The organism is Gordonia phthalatica (genome assembly GCF_001305675.1).
Taxonomy (GTDB): domain Bacteria; phylum Actinomycetota; class Actinomycetes; order Mycobacteriales; family Mycobacteriaceae; genus Gordonia; species Gordonia phthalatica.
Genome location: NZ_CP011853.1, coordinates 2203645 through 2218459 on the forward strand (window position 1 = coordinate 2203645; position 14815 = coordinate 2218459).

General features: G+C 67.0%; 14 protein-coding genes, 1 tRNA gene and 1 pseudogene. 9 read left to right on the plus strand and 7 right to left on the minus strand.

Translation table 11 applies throughout. From position 1 onward, the window contains the following. Window positions 1-40: 40 nt before the first annotated feature. Window positions 41-900, minus strand: a pseudogene (locus tag ACH46_RS10345) (alpha/beta fold hydrolase). A 55-nt stretch (window positions 901-955) separates the two neighbouring features. Further along, window positions 956-1651 carry a peroxiredoxin family protein gene (locus ACH46_RS10350; protein WP_157851035.1) on the minus strand — a complete coding sequence of 232 codons (696 nt, stop codon included), beginning with the start codon at window positions 1649-1651 and terminating at the stop codon, window positions 956-958. Between the two features lie 266 nt (window positions 1652-1917). Between ACH46_RS10350 and ACH46_RS10355 the strand changes: the two genes are divergently transcribed. Beyond that, window positions 1918-2652, plus strand: a complete 735-nt coding sequence (locus tag ACH46_RS10355; RefSeq protein ID WP_062392827.1) for a Crp/Fnr family transcriptional regulator — start codon at window positions 1918-1920, stop codon at window positions 2650-2652. A gap of 352 nt (window positions 2653-3004) precedes the next feature. Here the strand turns inward: ACH46_RS10355 and ACH46_RS21290 are convergent, their stop codons facing one another. Together ACH46_RS21290 and ACH46_RS10360 are read right to left on the minus strand one after the other, a co-directional pair. Next, the gene (locus tag ACH46_RS21290) at window positions 3005-3784 is read right to left on the minus strand and encodes a hypothetical protein (RefSeq protein WP_157851036.1); all 780 of its coding nucleotides are present in this window, start codon (window positions 3782-3784) and stop codon (window positions 3005-3007) included. Between the two features lie 973 nt (window positions 3785-4757). Further along, window positions 4758-4843, minus strand: a tRNA-Leu gene (locus ACH46_RS10360). Window positions 4844-4933: 90 nt separating this feature from the next. Between ACH46_RS10360 and ACH46_RS10365 the strand changes: the two genes are divergently transcribed. Together ACH46_RS10365 and ACH46_RS10370 are read left to right on the plus strand one after the other, a co-directional pair. Further along, window positions 4934-6265, plus strand: a complete 1332-nt coding sequence (locus ACH46_RS10365) for a M20/M25/M40 family metallo-hydrolase (protein ID WP_062392828.1) — start codon at window positions 4934-4936, stop codon at window positions 6263-6265. 40 nt (window positions 6266-6305) lie between these two features. Continuing rightward, a complete protein-coding gene (locus tag ACH46_RS10370) occupies window positions 6306-6845 on the plus strand; it encodes a YbhB/YbcL family Raf kinase inhibitor-like protein (protein WP_062392829.1) in 540 nt (179 codons plus the stop codon). Window positions 6846-6919: 74 nt separating this feature from the next. Here ACH46_RS10370 and ACH46_RS10375 read toward each other — a convergent pair whose 3' ends face one another. Together ACH46_RS10375 and ACH46_RS10380 are read right to left on the minus strand one after the other, a co-directional pair. Continuing rightward, on the minus strand, window positions 6920-8017 hold the full coding sequence (locus tag ACH46_RS10375; protein ID WP_062392830.1) for a quinone-dependent dihydroorotate dehydrogenase: 1098 nt from the start codon (window positions 8015-8017) through the stop codon (window positions 6920-6922). A 31-nt stretch (window positions 8018-8048) separates the two neighbouring features. Beyond that, window positions 8049-9086: an NHL repeat-containing protein gene (locus tag ACH46_RS10380; protein WP_062395241.1), complete on the minus strand. Its 1038-nt coding sequence runs from the start codon at window positions 9084-9086 to the stop codon at window positions 8049-8051. Between the two features lie 58 nt (window positions 9087-9144). Here ACH46_RS10380 and ACH46_RS10385 point away from each other — a divergent pair, with 58 nt between their 5' ends. The 6 genes from ACH46_RS10385 to ACH46_RS10410 are packed head-to-tail and all read left to right on the plus strand — an operon-like array spanning window position 9145 to window position 13879. After that, window positions 9145-9984 (plus strand): undecaprenyl-diphosphate phosphatase, encoded by an 840-nt coding sequence (locus tag ACH46_RS10385; protein WP_062392831.1) that lies wholly within the window; start codon window positions 9145-9147, stop codon window positions 9982-9984. A gap of 17 nt (window positions 9985-10001) precedes the next feature. Further along, entirely contained in the window at window positions 10002-10676 is a 675-nt protein-coding gene (locus ACH46_RS10390) for an MSMEG_4193 family putative phosphomutase (RefSeq protein WP_062392832.1), read from the plus strand. 30 nt (window positions 10677-10706) lie between these two features. Next, entirely contained in the window at window positions 10707-11429 is a 723-nt protein-coding gene (locus ACH46_RS10395) for a DUF3090 domain-containing protein (RefSeq protein ID WP_062392833.1), read from the plus strand. Window positions 11430-11464: 35 nt separating this feature from the next. Beyond that, window positions 11465-12250: an SCO1664 family protein gene (locus tag ACH46_RS10400; RefSeq protein WP_082399901.1), complete on the plus strand. Its 786-nt coding sequence runs from the start codon at window positions 11465-11467 to the stop codon at window positions 12248-12250. 59 nt (window positions 12251-12309) lie between these two features. Beyond that, window positions 12310-13560, plus strand: coding sequence for a cysteine--1-D-myo-inosityl 2-amino-2-deoxy-alpha-D-glucopyranoside ligase (gene mshC, locus ACH46_RS10405; protein ID WP_062392835.1), 1251 nt, complete (start codon window positions 12310-12312; stop codon window positions 13558-13560). 10 nt (window positions 13561-13570) lie between these two features. Continuing rightward, a complete protein-coding gene (locus ACH46_RS10410; protein WP_062392836.1) occupies window positions 13571-13879 on the plus strand; it encodes a hypothetical protein in 309 nt (102 codons plus the stop codon). Window positions 13880-13904: 25 nt separating this feature from the next. Here ACH46_RS10410 and ACH46_RS10415 read toward each other — a convergent pair whose 3' ends face one another. After that, complete coding sequence (locus ACH46_RS10415; RefSeq protein ID WP_062392837.1) at window positions 13905-14807, minus strand: PAC2 family protein; 903 nt, start codon at window positions 14805-14807, stop codon at window positions 13905-13907. Window positions 14808-14815: the final 8 nt, after the last annotated feature.

A 14815-nucleotide genomic window follows, 5' to 3' on the forward strand; every position in this document is an offset into this window, starting at 1 on the left:
TCGCGATCCGCCGTAATCGATCTCGCCGATCCCCGGAGTGCTACCCGAAGCGCCGACGGATGGCGTCGGCGATCTCGGTCGGCGCATCCTCTTGGATGAAGTGACTGGCCTCGGGCAGTTCCACCACGACGCTGTCCGGGAAGGTCGCGCGCATGCGCGGGATGTTGACCGGTGTGAAGGCGAAGTCCTTCATCCCCACGGGATCAACGTCGGCTTGGCGCCCAGCCTGGCGGGAACCTCGTGGGCGAGGCGGTCCAGCAGCGGTCGGCACCCGTAGACCTGTTTCGGCATGTGCGGCAACGCGACTCGAGCCTCGGGCGACGGTTGGACGCCGCGGTAGTGATCCATCTCCGCCGACGTCAGCGCCCGAGAGGTCGCGGCCGGTATCACCCGCTCGACGAACAGGTTCCGATGAAGTGTCGCCCACGCGACGGGTGCGCACGACAGGGTGCCGTACAGCAGACGGTTCCGCAGTCCTTCGCGGGGCCAGAACCAGGTGTTTCCGAGAACCACACCCGCGACCCTGTCCGCGCGATCGACGGCCACGCCCATGCTGATCGGACCGCCCCAGTCCAGCCCGACGGTGATGTAGTCGTCGACCCCGAGATGGTCGATCAGTTGGCCAGTCATCTGGATCTGGTCCTCGATCCGGTAGCTGTAGCCGGCCGGACGATCGGACGACCCGAAGCCGAGATACTCCATCGCGATGCACCGGAAGTCATGCCGGAGGTCCGCGATGATGTTCCGGTACAGGAAGCTCCACATCGGCTGGCCGTGGAAGAACACGATGGTCGGGCCCGTGCCCTCGTCGATGTAGTGCATTCGACCCGCTGAGCTGTCGAACCACCGGGACTGGAACGGGTACAGGTCGGGGTCGGGAGTGAAATCCACGCGTGTCATGGGGTTCTTCTTTCGTTCCGGGTGGCGGCGAGTGCCTGCGTCGCCATCTGAGTCGTCATCGGCGGCCGGGCAGCAGGTGGGCGAGCGCGAGGGCGGGGAGCGACCAGAGGATGTCCCAGGTCGCGCGCCAACCGCCACGACGCAGGGCTCGCACAAAGTGCTTCATCCCGGCCGGCCGGAACGGAGCGGGAACGTCGGATGCGTCCTGTCCGTCGAGAATCTTGCGCAGTGCGGCCTCGGTCGACGTCGGCTCGTTGAACGCGGCTCGATAGGCGACGATCCCGTGAGGATCGATGACGTGCACGGTGTTCGGCAGCGAGCCGTACTTCTGGTGTGCCGTGCCGTTGAGATCGTCCAGAAGAATCGTCCGGCCCTCCCGCTCCTCGTCGACGGCGACGCGCGCGGCGATCGATTTGTGTGCGGCGTCCGCGTGCGCAGGCAGTCGTCCGCCCGGATGCGCTTCGCGGACGTACAGGACGAGGAACTCCGCGTCGGGGTACCGCGCAGCCATCTCGTTCATCGGGTCGACACGGCTCACGTACTGGGGACAGGTCACACTTCCCGTCTCCAGGACGACCGTCTTGCCGCGGAGCTCCGAGAGCGCGATCTCGGTCCCGTCCAGCCGCGAGGCGGTGAAGTCGGGGGCGATCTCGCCGATCTGCGGACCGCCCGGCTTGAGCATCGCGCCTGGTTCCAGGCGGAAGGTCGTGTAGTTGTACTCGGGCGTCGCCGCCGAGGTGTCCTGTGTCATCGACATGTCCTTCGTATGTGAGGTCCGGTCGGGCTTCCTCCGAATCAGAACAGCGTCGCGGTCCCGATCAGTGCGGGACTGTCGTGATCCCGACAGTGTCCGGGTCCGCGCGAACCGAGTTGCCGAAACCGAGCGGGCATTCACTTTGTCCACCGGTGAGATCAGTTCGTGCCCTTACCTCCGAGAGGCCAATGCGGCGAAATGAGCGTCCGCCCGTTCACATGTCATCGCTCCCGTTAATGAACTCGAACCGAAGTGGAGAGATCATGACCGATTCTCACGAGGGCCCGATACGCGATGCGATCCGTCTGCTGGGCGCCGACGACGTGCCTATCGAGACGCAGGTCCGATACGCCTCATGGGTCGCACGATGCGTCGGCAGGGGTGCGGCCGCACCATTGTCTCCCGCAGACGTCACCGCCCTGGCCCGCACCCTCGTCCCGACGACGTACCCGGCGGGAACCGTGCTGTTCCGGGCCGGTTCGACACCGAACGGCGTGTGGATGGTTCGCCAGGGACAGATTGAACTCGTGGTCGGAACGGGCCGCCGCCGAACAGTGATCGACGTGCTCCGAGCACCCGACGTCGACGGCGACATCGCCCTCCTCCTGGACATGCCGATGGCGTACACCGCCCGCGCCCTCGACGACAGCAGTTGCCTGTTCCTGGACCGCGGTGCGTTCGACTCACTCCTCGCGGCGCATCCGAACATCGCGCGCCGGTGGTTGTCCTCGGTCGCACAGCGGGTGGCAGCGAGCCATATCCGGCTCGTCACGATGCTCGGACGTCCGCTGTCCGGCCAAGCCGCCCAGATCCTGCTCGACGAATCCGTGGACGGATCGGTGCGCCTCGCGCAAGGCACGCTGGCAGCGATGCTCGGCGTGCAGCGACAGTCGCTGAACAAGGTCCTCAAGGAGTTCGAAGCCCGCGGGCTGATCCAGATCCGTTACGGGGCGATCGACATCGTGGACCCGGAGGGTCTGCGCCTGCTCGCGCAGTGACGGGGGAGCGGGCGAAAAGAAATGAGCGGTTTAGACAAGGACGCCGGCGACCTGTTCCGACCTACCGTTCCGATGAAACCTTTAAACCGCGATCCGCAGGAACGATTCGCCTGCGACGTATACCGCACTATGCTCGCCCGACCTGCTCAGTAGAATAGGCCACCCCCGCACACCGCAACGACCATCAACTATGAACACATTCGGTTGGTCACGCATCAGCATTCTGAACAGGTACCCCTATGCGCGTCAGCCGCGTATTGCTGAATCTTGCTTCGCGAAGCTTCTCATTTGACAAAAGATCAAAAGTGTCGGCTACTTCACATCCATATTCTGCCGGCAGAACCGTGCCGGTTCACGGTTCCGATCTCGTCAGCCCTTCTGCCAACACGCTTGTCACCGTCGCGATGTCGACGCCGTATAGAAGCGGATTTATCATGAAGATGCTTTCTTTACCTCCCTTGCGTCCGAATGTCGGGTGAAACTTCCGCGCTACTGGACCATCAACAGTCCTCACCTGAACTATGTATCCCCACACGAGATCAACGACAATGTCGCGTCGACCTCCCGAAATATCGAGACGAACATTACCGTCTACGAGGTCGGCCCGAAGAATTCCTCCATCCAGCGTGAGCCACAACGGACGACCACCGTTCCACGCCGTTCCGATCAGAATTACCAATGATAGTGGGATGGACATCATCGTGGCTGCGATCATCCGCCCATCGAGTTCCCCGAAGCCACCGTCAATAATGGCTAGCACCAAGGTGGACAGTGCTGACACGCCAAGGGCCAAACCGATAAGACGAAAGCCAATCATCGTTATCGCGGGAGACCGCAATAGACATCCTGGATGATCGCCCCTCATGACACTGTCCGCTGATTTCAAACTCCGCCCCGCAACGGGATACACGCCCATTGTCACAAGGATGATGGACAGCAACATCATGCTGATCGCTCCGCCACTGTACATAAGCCAGGACTTCGATTCGTGGGCCACTGTTGCCGCTAGCATTGACGACGGGAAAAGGAGAATGCCGACCACAACAAGAAACACTCGGAGGCGCACAACCTTTGATTCACCTGCAGCAATCTCCTGGCGTGTCGGCCACTTTACTCCTTGATCAGAGTTCATGCGATCTGCTCTTCCTCAATTGATCATTTCCAACTGTTCTGAATGTGATTTGTCATGTTTAATCCACCGGCCGTCGATGCGATAACAATCGCGCCGCCTACTAGCCATCCAGAAGGCCCTGCAAGGGCAAGAATACTGGAAGTTATCGCGACGCTCGTGATGAGGCCTGCAGTTTCTGAAACGGCAACTTCGCTTGCACCACATCCATCTGCCACCGACACGACACCTAGAAACCCGTCGACAACACAGCAGCATTCACCGGCACGCGCCCGGCGCCGACGATCGTCGCCGACCCCCGCAAATCCAGAACGCCTCATACGAACCGTGCCCGCGACTCAACGCCGGAACACGGTGAATCCGCTCCCCGGACTTCGTCAACGTCACCTTCCACCCGTCATTAGAAGCCCTGGCGATCGACTTGTCTGCATACATCGACACCGCATCCGCCGAACCCACAGCCACACCGGAACCGGCGATCTGCATGCCCACGGCAACAGTGACAATTGCAATACCGTTCTGCGGTGACCCACCTGCCGTCTACTCGCAACGCGTGGCACGGGGATTGGCCTGTGCGCGCGGCGTGGCGCGATGCCCATCGAAGAACTCCGCCGAGGTGCGGGACCGTGCCACGCGCATGGCGATCGACGCTCGGAAGGATCCCAAGACTACTCCGGGCGCGTCGGCGCGGTTCGCCAAGCGACTCGACACCTCCGCAGCATCGTCCAGGAACGACCCCCACGGTGATCACCGACCGGATCATCACCCTGCGCCGGCGACTGACCGCCGACGGCAGCGACGCGCCCGGCGGCCATCGACTGCCACCTGCGCCGAGGAGGCCTGCAGATGCCCGCGGCATCAACGATCCGGCGCATGCTCCACACCGCGGGACTGATCACCCCGGAACCCCGCAAACGGCTGCAAAAGCAATGAGGCGCGACATCGTGTGTAAACGATGTCGCGACTCATCACAGGGTGTCCGAGGGGGGACTTGAACCCCCACGTCCGTTAATAGGACACTAGCACCTCAAGCTAGCGCGTCTGCCATTCCGCCACTCGGACTTGTTCAGTTGTTCGCACCCCGCATTGCTGGGCGCCGCATAACAATAACCAAGGTTGCCCCCGGATCCCAAATCCCCTACGAATGAAGAGGTGACAGCCTTGCGCGCAACCGATGAAGTAGTGGATCTCGTCAGTCGTCTCATCCAGTTCGACACGTCGAACACCGGGGAGCCCGACACCACCGTGGGGGAGGCGGAGTGCGCCCGGTGGGTCGCCGCGCAACTCCAGGAGGTGGGCTACGAGACCGAGTACGTGGAGTCGGGGATGCCCGGCCGCGGCAACGTCTTCACCCGACTCCCGGGCCGCGACCGCACGCGCGGCGCCCTCCTGATCCATGTGCACCTCGACGTGGTGCCCGCCGAGGCGAAGGACTGGACCGTTCATCCCTTCTCCGGAGCCGTCCAGGACGGCTACATCTGGGGCCGCGGCGCCGTCGACATGAAGGACATGGCCGGAATGGTGCTCGCGCTGGCCCGGCAGTTGAAGCGTGACGGCACCGTCCCGCCCCGCGACATCGTCTTCGCCTTCCTGGCCGACGAGGAGGCCGGCGGCAAGTGGGGCTCGCAGTGGCTCGTCGAGCACCGACCGGACCTGTTCGACGGGGTGACCGAAGCGGTCGGCGAGGTCGGTGGCTTCTCGCTGACCGTCGACCGGCCCGACGGCACCGTCCGCCGCCTGTACCTCGTCGAGACGGCCGAGAAGGGCCTGTCGTGGATGAAGCTGACGTGCGACGCCGCCGCAGGCCACGGTTCGTTCCTGGCGGCCGAGAACGCCGTCACGGAGATCGCCTCCGCGGTCGCCCGCATCGGCGCCCACACCTTCCCGCTGGTGATGACCGACTCGGTCCGCGAATTCCTGGCCGCCCTCTCCGAGGAGACCGGCCTCGACTTCAGCCCCGAGACCCCCGACCTGGAGTCGGCGCTGTTCAAGATCGGCAACCTCGCCCGCATCATCGGCGCCACCCTGCGGGACACCGCGAACCCGACCATGCTGTCGGCCGGCTACAAGGCCAACGTGATCCCGCAGCATGCCGAGGCGGTCATCGACTGCCGCGTCCTCCCCGGGCGGCAGGCGGAGTTCGAGAAGACCATCGACGAGTTGATCGGGCCCAACGTGAAGCGCGAATGGGTGACGCACCTCGACGCGTATGAGACCACCTTCGACGGTGACCTGGTCGACGCGATGAACAACGCGATCCTGGCGCACGACGAGCAGGGCCGCACCGTCCCGTACATGCTCTCCGGCGGCACGGATGCGAAGGCCTTCGCCAAGCTGGGCATCCGCTGCTTCGGGTTCGCACCCCTGCAGCTGCCCCCGGACCTGGACTTCGCCGCGCTGTTCCACGGAGTGGACGAGCGGGTGCCCGTAGACTCGATTCTGTTCGGTACCAAGGTTTTCGAGCATTTCCTCACCAACTGCTGATAGTCGACGGCAGAGTGTGAATCGTCGAAAGGATCCGATTGTGACGACCTATCACCCGTACGAGGCGTTACCCCCGCTGCCCGACATCACGGTCACCTCCACGGACTTCGCGGAGGGACAGACCCTGCCGATGCCGCAGGTGTCGGGCATCTTCGGCGCGGGTGGTGACGACGTGTCGCCGCAGTTGAGCTGGTCGGGCTTCCCGGCCGAGACCAAGAGCTTCGTCGTCACCTGCTTCGACCCGGACGCACCCACCGCGTCGGGCTTCTGGCACTGGGCCGTTGCCGACATCCCGGCCTCGGTCACGTCCCTGGCGACCGGCGCCGGTGCACCCGGCTCGGCCGACTTGCCCGCAGGCGCGGTGACCCTCGGCAACGACGCGAGCCTCAAGCAGTTCGTCGGTGCCGGCCCGCCTCCCGGACACGGTCCGCACCGCTACATGTTCGCCGTCCACGCTGTCGACGTGGAGTCCCTGGAACTGCCGGACGGTGCGACGCCCGGATTCCTCGGCTTCAATCTGTTCTCACGCGCGATCGCGCGCGGCGTGCTGACCGGCATCTACGAGCAGCCGTCGGAGTAGCGGGCTCGAGACCAGACGCCGCAGGCGCCGATCCTCTCACCGGGGATCGGCGCCTGCGGCGTTCGTGGATCAGTTCAGGCGGCGGAGCCTACGGCGTCGCGGATGGACGCGAAGCCCTCGGCGCGCAGCCGGGCCGCGATGCCCTCGTGGAGTTCTCGCAGCCACACCGGGCCGCCGTAGATGAAGCCGGTGTAGACCTGCAGCAGGTCGGCGCCCGCGCAGATCCGCTCCCACGCCTGGTCGACGGTCTCGATGCCGCCGACGCTCACCAGCGCCACCTTGCCGCCCACGCGGGCGTACAGCCGCTTGAGGACTTCCAGGGACCGGTCGGCGACGGCGGGGCCGGACAGGCCGCCCGCGCCCATCGCCTCCACGTCGGCCGCGGGCGTCGCGAGGCCGTCGCGGCGGATGGTGGTGTTGGTGGCGACGATCCCGGCCAGGCCGAGTTCCACGGCGAGATCGGCGACGGCGTCGACGTCCTCGTCGGACAGATCGGGCGCGATCTTCACCAGGACCGGCTTCTCGGCGACCTCCAGGACCGTCGCGAGGATGGGCCGCAGGGAGTCGACGGCCTGCAGGTCGCGCAGTCCCGGGGTGTTGGGGGAGCTCACGTTGACGACCACGAAGTCGGCGAGCGGACCGAGCGTCTTGGCGCTGTGTCGGTAGTCGCCGACGGCGTCGTCGACCGGCACGACCTTGGTCTTGCCGATGTTGGCGCCGATCGGCACGCTGACGGGGCCGGGGCGCGGCGCCGTCAGCTGCGGCGCAGCGGCGTCGGCGCCGGGGTTGTTGAAGCCCATCCGGTTGATCAGGGCGCGGTCGGCGGGCAGACGGAACAGGCGCGGCGCCGGATTGCCGGGCTGTGCCTGGCCGGTGATGGTGCCGATCTCGGCGAAGCCGAAGCCCATCTGACCCCACGCGTTGACCGCAGAGGCGGACTTGTCGAAGCCGGCGGCGAGCCCGATCGGCGCCGGGAAACGAACGCCGAACACCTCGTTGTTCAGAATCGGATCCTGGACGGCGAAGAGCTTGGCCATCAGAGACCGCAGTCCGGGTGCCTTGCCGGAGCGGCTGATCACCCGCGCCAGAATCGTGTGGATCGTCTCGGGCGCCACCAGGAACATCGTCTTCAAGACGATCGGGTACAGGACGCGGTTCAGGGTGCTCAGCACGGTGCGAACTTCCTCTCGGCGGGGTGCGCGGTCACTTGACGGCGTTGGGGAGGATCACCTGCAGCGCGCCGTCGCGCCCGGACACCGCGAGCAGGGTGCCGTTGGCGTCGACGGCCATCGACGTGACCTGCGGGACGCTGGTGATGCGGTGGATCTCCTTGGCCTCGCCGGTGGAGATGTTGTAGCCGGTGATGACGTTGCTGGCGGTGCTCGACACCCACAGCGTCTTGGACTTCTCGTCGAAGGCCAGCGCGTACGGGCTGGCGGGGACGGGCGCACGCAGGCGCATCATGATCGGCTGACCGTAGAACGCGAACACCTCGTCGGTGCGGGTTCCGGAGACCAGGATGCGGCCGTAGTCGTCGACGATCGACTGGGTGGCGCCGTCGCCCGCGCGGAGAGCTGCCTTGAGTTCACCCTTGTCGATGTCGATCGGGATCACGGCGGACTGCGCGCGGTCGAGGACCACCACCTGGCCTGCGAGGTCGCCCGCGGAGGCGGGCGCCACGGTGATGTCGTCGACGCGCACGAAGCCGCCGATGTTGCGCTGGACCTTCCCGTTCGCGTCCACGACGAGAACGCGGCCGCGATCGTTGCCGACCAGCACTCGCTGATCCGCGGTGACGGCGATGGCGCGCACGCCGCCGAGGTCCGCCTTCTGCTCGGTGACCTTCCCGTCCTTGCTGATCCGGACGATGGCGCCATCGGTGGCGCCGACGAATCCGTCGCCCGACGCGGTCAGGGCGCCGAGGGCGGGCACCTTCACGGTGAGTGGCGGGGGAGTGTCCATCGCGCCGGGCGCCACGAACAGTTGGACGGTGGTGCCGTCGTTGGAGAGGAGGGCCGTCCGTGGCTGCGTGCCGTGCCCGACGATCACCGAACGAGCCGGGACCGACGGGATCACGAGGCCCGCGGGCGCCGCGTCGGAGTTGGGCGATTCCACCGCGGTCGCCGGTGTGACAGTCGGCACATTGTCGATCGGACCCTCGTCCGACTGACCGCAAGCGGTGAGGGCGGAAGCGGTGGCCACGGCCACGAGCAGGGCGGTGAGTCGAGTTCGCGCGCGCATGACACCCATCTTGCGTGATGACGAAGTGTGACCCGCTCGATGGGTAGCATCACCCAGCGTGAACGAGACCATGACATGGCTGCAGGCGATCGTGCTCGGGGGAGTCCAGGGGCTCACCGAATTCCTTCCGATCTCATCGTCCGGACACCTCCGGATCGTCTCGGAGGTCTGGTTCGGCGACGACGCCGGAGCGTCGTTCACCGCGGTCACACAGCTGGGGACCGAGTTCGCGGTCCTGCTCTTCTTCGCCAAGGACATCTGGCGGATCATTCTGGCCTGGTTCGCCGGTCTGCGGGATGCGACCAAGCGCAACCTGGATTACCGCGTGGGCTGGTACGTGATTCTGGCCACGATCCCGATCGGGCTCCTCGGATTCCTGTTCAAGGACCAGATCCGGACGGCCGGGCGCAATCTGTGGCTGGTCGCGATCATGCTGATCCTGTTCTCGTTCGTCTTCATCGCCGCCGAACGATTCGGCACCCGCGCACGGCCGCTGGAGAAGATCACCGGCCGCGACGCGCTCATCATGGGCGCCGCGCAGTGCCTCGCCCTGATCCCCGGGGTGTCCCGCTCGGGTGCCACGGCGAGCGCCGGTCTGTTCGTCGGGCTCGAACGCGAGGCCGCATTCCGCTTCTCCTTCCTCATCGCGATCCCCGCCGTGCTCGCATCCGGACTGTTCAGCCTCAAGGACGTCTTCGAACCCGCCGGCGAGGGTCTGGCCGCCACCGGTCCGCAGATCGCCGTCGCGACCCTCGTGGCCTTCGTTCTCGGTTACGTCTCCATCGCCTGGCTGCTCAAGTTCGTCTCGCACCACTCGATGAGCTGGTTCGCCGGCTACCGCATCGCCCTCGGCCTCCTGGTCATCGCGCTGTTGGCCACGGGCGTCATCTCCAGCTAGGCGATTACGCTGACTGCATGACCGTCATCCTCATCCGCCACGGGCGATCCACCGCGAACACGTCGGGCCTGCTCGCGGGACGGACGCCCGGCGTCGGGCTCGACGACCGGGGCCGCAGCCAGGCGGAGCAGTTGACGACCCGCCTCGCGAGCGTGCTGCCGAATCTGACCGCCGTGGTGCGGTCACCGCTGCAGCGGTGCGCCGAGACCGTCGACCCGCTGCTGTCGGCACGCCCGGACATCACCGCGATCAGCGAGCCGAACCTCGAAGAGGTCGACTACGGCGACTGGAGCAACCGCAAGATCAGCGAACTCGTCACCGAACCCCTCTGGAAGACCGTGCAACAGCAGCCCTCGGCCGCCGTGTTCCCCGGCGGAGAGGGGCTGCTCGACGTCTCCCGCCGCGCGACCGCCGCGATCCGCGGACTGGACCGCGTGCACGGCGGCGAGAACGGCAACGACCTGTGGGTCGCCTGTTCCCACGGCGACGTGATCAAGGCGATCCTTGCCGACGCCCTCGGCATGCACCTCGATCAGTTCCAGCGCATCGTCGTCGACCCCGCATCGATCAGCGTGATCCACTACGGCGAGGCGCGTCCCTACGTGCACACCGTCAACAACGGGGGAGTGCTGGAGCTGCCGCGCACCCCGATGAAGGCCGGCGCGACCGTCGGCGGGTCCACCGGGCAGTAGCGAGAACCCCGCCCAGGTACCGTTGAGGTCATGGCCCGCACGATCCACGAATTCCGGAGCCCGCGTCGATTCGTCGCAGGCACCGTCGGCCAACCCGGCGACCGCACCTTCTACCTGCAGGTGGCGCAGGGCACGCGTCTGATGAGCGTCGAGATGGAGAAGCAGCAGGTGCTGATCCTCGCGGACCGCCTCGGCTACCTCCTCGACGAGGTCCGTCGCCGGTTCGGCACCCCCGTCCCGCCCGAATCCACGGAGGTGGACGACGTGTCGCCCCTGGAGAGCCCGATCGACGCGGAGTTCCGGGTCGGTTCGATGGGCCTGGGCTGGGACGCCGAGGCCGCCTCCGTCGTGATCGAACTCCTCGCCGTCACCGAGCAGCCCCTCGACGAGTCGGTGATCCTCGACGACACCGAGGAGGGACCCGACACCGTCCGCGTCTTCCTCAGCGCCGACGAGGCGCGCGAGTTCAGCGCTCGGTCGATGCGCGTCATCGCCGCGGGACGTCCGCTGTGCCCGCTGTGCAATCAGCCGCTCGACCCGTCGGGGCACATCTGTGCGCGCAGCAACGGGTACAAGCGCGACGCCGAGTTCAGCCGCTCGCTCGAGTTCGTCGATCCCGACGTGCTCGCCGGCCTGAGCCGCCTGGTCCCGGGTTTCGACGCGTCCTTCGAGGTGGACGACGAGACCGACGATCAGATCGACGACGCCGAGGACGACACCGACTCCGACGACGGGGACGACACCGACCGGTGAACACCGAGTGGGTGGACCTCCTCGTCTCCGGTGAGATGACCGTCCTGGGCCGCATCGCCTCGGCCAGCAACCTGACAGTCGCGTGCGAGGTCACCGACGGCGACCGCACCGAACGCTGCGTCTACAAACCGGTCCGCGGCGAGCAGCCGCTGTGGGACTTCCCCGACGGCACCCTCGCCGGCCGGGAGGTCGCGTCGTACCTGGTCAGCGATGCGCTCGGCTGGGACCTGATCCCGGAGACCGTGCTGCGCGAGACCGGGCCGACGGACGTGGACCTCGGCGCCGGCATGGTGCAGCGCTGGATTCACGAGGCCGGTCGCACCGACGAATCGACGCCGCGCGACCCGGTGGATCTGGTCCCGGACGGCGCCGTCCCGGACGGGTACCGGGCGATTCTGCACGCCTACGACCATCGCGGCGACCCCGTGGTCCTGATCCACGAGGACAGCGAACGCCTCCGCCGTCTCGCCGTCCTGGACGCAGTCCTCAACAACGCCGACCGCAAAGGCGGTCACATCCTGGTCGACGAGGATGGACGCCTCTGGGGGATCGACCACGGCATCTGCCTGCACAGCGAGAACAAGCTGCGCACCATCCTGTGGGGATGGGCGGGGACTCCGATCCCGGCCACCGACGCCGCTGACCTGGCTGCGCTGGTCGGCCTCCTGGACGATTCCGGCAGCTCGCTGCGCGCCCGGCTGGCCGCCCTCATCACCGACGACGAGGTCGCCGCGCTGCGTCGTCGCGCCGCGGTGCTCGCCGACGACGGTGTGATGCCGCTGCCGCCCGAGGCCCGAGCCATTCCGTGGCCGCCCTTCTGACCGGCGACACCGCGACCCTGTCAACCACGTGACCGCCGCGGACTAATACAGTTGACGCCATGCATTCGTGGCCGTCGATCCCGATCCCGTCCGTGCCGGGCCCCAGCGTTCCGCTCCGTCTCTACGACACCTCCGACGCCCAGGTGAAGCCGGTGACCCCCGGCGAGGTCGCCACCATGTACGTCTGCGGGATCACGCCGTACGACGCCACCCACCTCGGCCACGCCGCCACCTACGTCACCTTCGACCTGATCAACCGCGTCTTCCGCGACGGCGGCCACGACGTCCACTACGTGCAGAACATCACCGACGTCGACGACCCGCTGTTCGAACGCGCGCAGCGCGACGGCATCGACTGGCGCGACCTCGGCACCCGGGAGATCGACCTGTTCCGCTCGGACATGGAGGCCCTGCGCGTACTGCCGCCGCGCGACTACATCGGCGCCATCGAGTCCGTACGGGAGGTCATCGACGCCGTCGAGAAGCTCCTCGCCAACGGCTCCGCCTACGTCGTCGACGACGCCGAGTTCCCCGACGTCTACTTCAGCGTCGACGCCACCCCGCAGTTCGGCTACGAGTCCGGCTACGACCACGAGACCATGGCCCGGTTCTTCGCCGAGCGCGGCGGCGACCCCGACCGCGCGGGCAAGCGGAATCCGCTCGACGCCCTCCTCTGGCGTGCGGCCCGCGAGGGTGAGCCGTCGTGGGAGTCGCCGATGGGTCCCGGTCGTCCCGGCTGGCACATCGAGTGCTCGGCCATCGCGCTCAACCGTCTCGGCATGGGCTTCGACGTCCAGGGCGGCGGCAGCGACCTGATCTTCCCGCACCACGAGTTCTCCGCCGCGCACGGCGAGGCGCTGACCGGGGAGCGTCGCTTCGCCCGCCATTACGTCCACACCGGCATGATCGGCCTCGACGGCGAGAAGATGTCCAAGAGCCTCGGCAACCTGGTCCTGGTCTCCAAGCTGACGGCCGCCGGCGTCGACGCCGGCGCGGTGCGACTCGGTCTGCTGTCGGCGCACTACCGCGCCGACCGGATGTGGACCGACGACATCCTCGCCGAGGGCGAGCGTCGCCTCGCCAACTGGCGTCGCGCCGCCAAGCGGGCGACCGGTCCGGACGCGACCGACACCGTCGCACGGCTCCGCCAGCACCTGTCCGACGACCTCGACACGCCGAAGGCCCTCGCGGCCGTCGACGCGTGGGCGGCCGACACGATCATCGGGATCGGGTCGTCGACCGAGGCGCCGAAGCTGATCATCGACGCGGTGGACGCACTCCTCGGTGTGGACATCGCCCCGGTCGGCTAAGCTTCCGGCCGTGGCACGAGTAGAGGAGATCCCCGACGGCACATCCGACGGGGTGTGGACGGTCGTCACCCGCACGTCGACGTATGTGATCGACTTCGGCGAGATGACCCTGCTGCGCGCACCCGGCGTCGGGCGGTCCGACGACGTCCGGTGGGAGGTCAGCGAACTGCGGCGCGACTCGCAGGACATCCCGCTGCTGGGCGTCAAGAGCTGCCGGGTCGGCGATCCCGCCCAGTTCTGGGTTCGCGCCGCCGACGATCCCGACGTCCGCACGTGGCGTGTCACCACGCCCGTCGTGGACATCGAGCGGATCGGCTGAGCGGCCCGACCCCGGGCCTTGTGTCCTACTCCGCGCCGTCGCCGCGCTTGCGCAGATACTTCTCGAACTCGGCCGCGAGCTCCTCGCCGTCGATCCGCAGCATCGCGTCGTTCAGGTCCTCGTCGGACGCCTTCTCCAGTTCGTGGACGTAGGTGGCCATGTCCTCGTCGTCCATCGTCATGTCGGTGATGTTCTCCTCCCATTCCTGCGCGCGCTGCGCGAGGGTGCCGAGGGGGATGGGGAGGCCGGTGACGTTCGTCAGGGTGGTGAGGAGTGCGAGCGTCGCCTTGGGGTTGGTGGTGTGCGCGACGTAGTGGGGGACCGCCGCCCACAGCGACACCGACGGGATCCCGGCCTGCACGAACGCGTCCGACAGCACGCCGGTGATCCCGGTCGGCCCCTCGTAGCGGCTCAACTCCAGCCCGAGACGCTTGGCGGCGTCGGCGCTGTCGGCCGTCCCCGACACCGGAACCGGGCGGGTGTGCGGCGTGTCGGCCAGGAGCGCGCCGAGCAGCACCGTCATCTCCACGTTCATCGCCTCGGCGAAATCGATGAGCTGGGAGCAGAAGGCGCGCCACCGGTAGTTCGGCTCCGGGCCGAGGACCAGGATCACGTCGCGGTCGTAGTCGGGGAGCACGCACGCGGACACACTGGTGACCGGCCATTCGATGCGCCGGGTGACGCCGTCCTTCTGCCGGATCGTCGGACGCGTGGACTGGTAGTCGTAGAACTCGTCGGGGTCGATCTCCCACACCGACGTGGCGTTCCACTCCAGCGCCAGGTGCTCCACCGCGGCCGTCGCCGCATCCGCGCCGTCGTTCCAACCCGAGAACGCAGCAATTAAAACCGGCGTGCGCAAAACTGGAAGCGTCGCGCGGCGGGACGAAATGTCCCGCTCAGGTGCGTTTTCGTCGGAGGCGGAGTTCATTCGTCCCA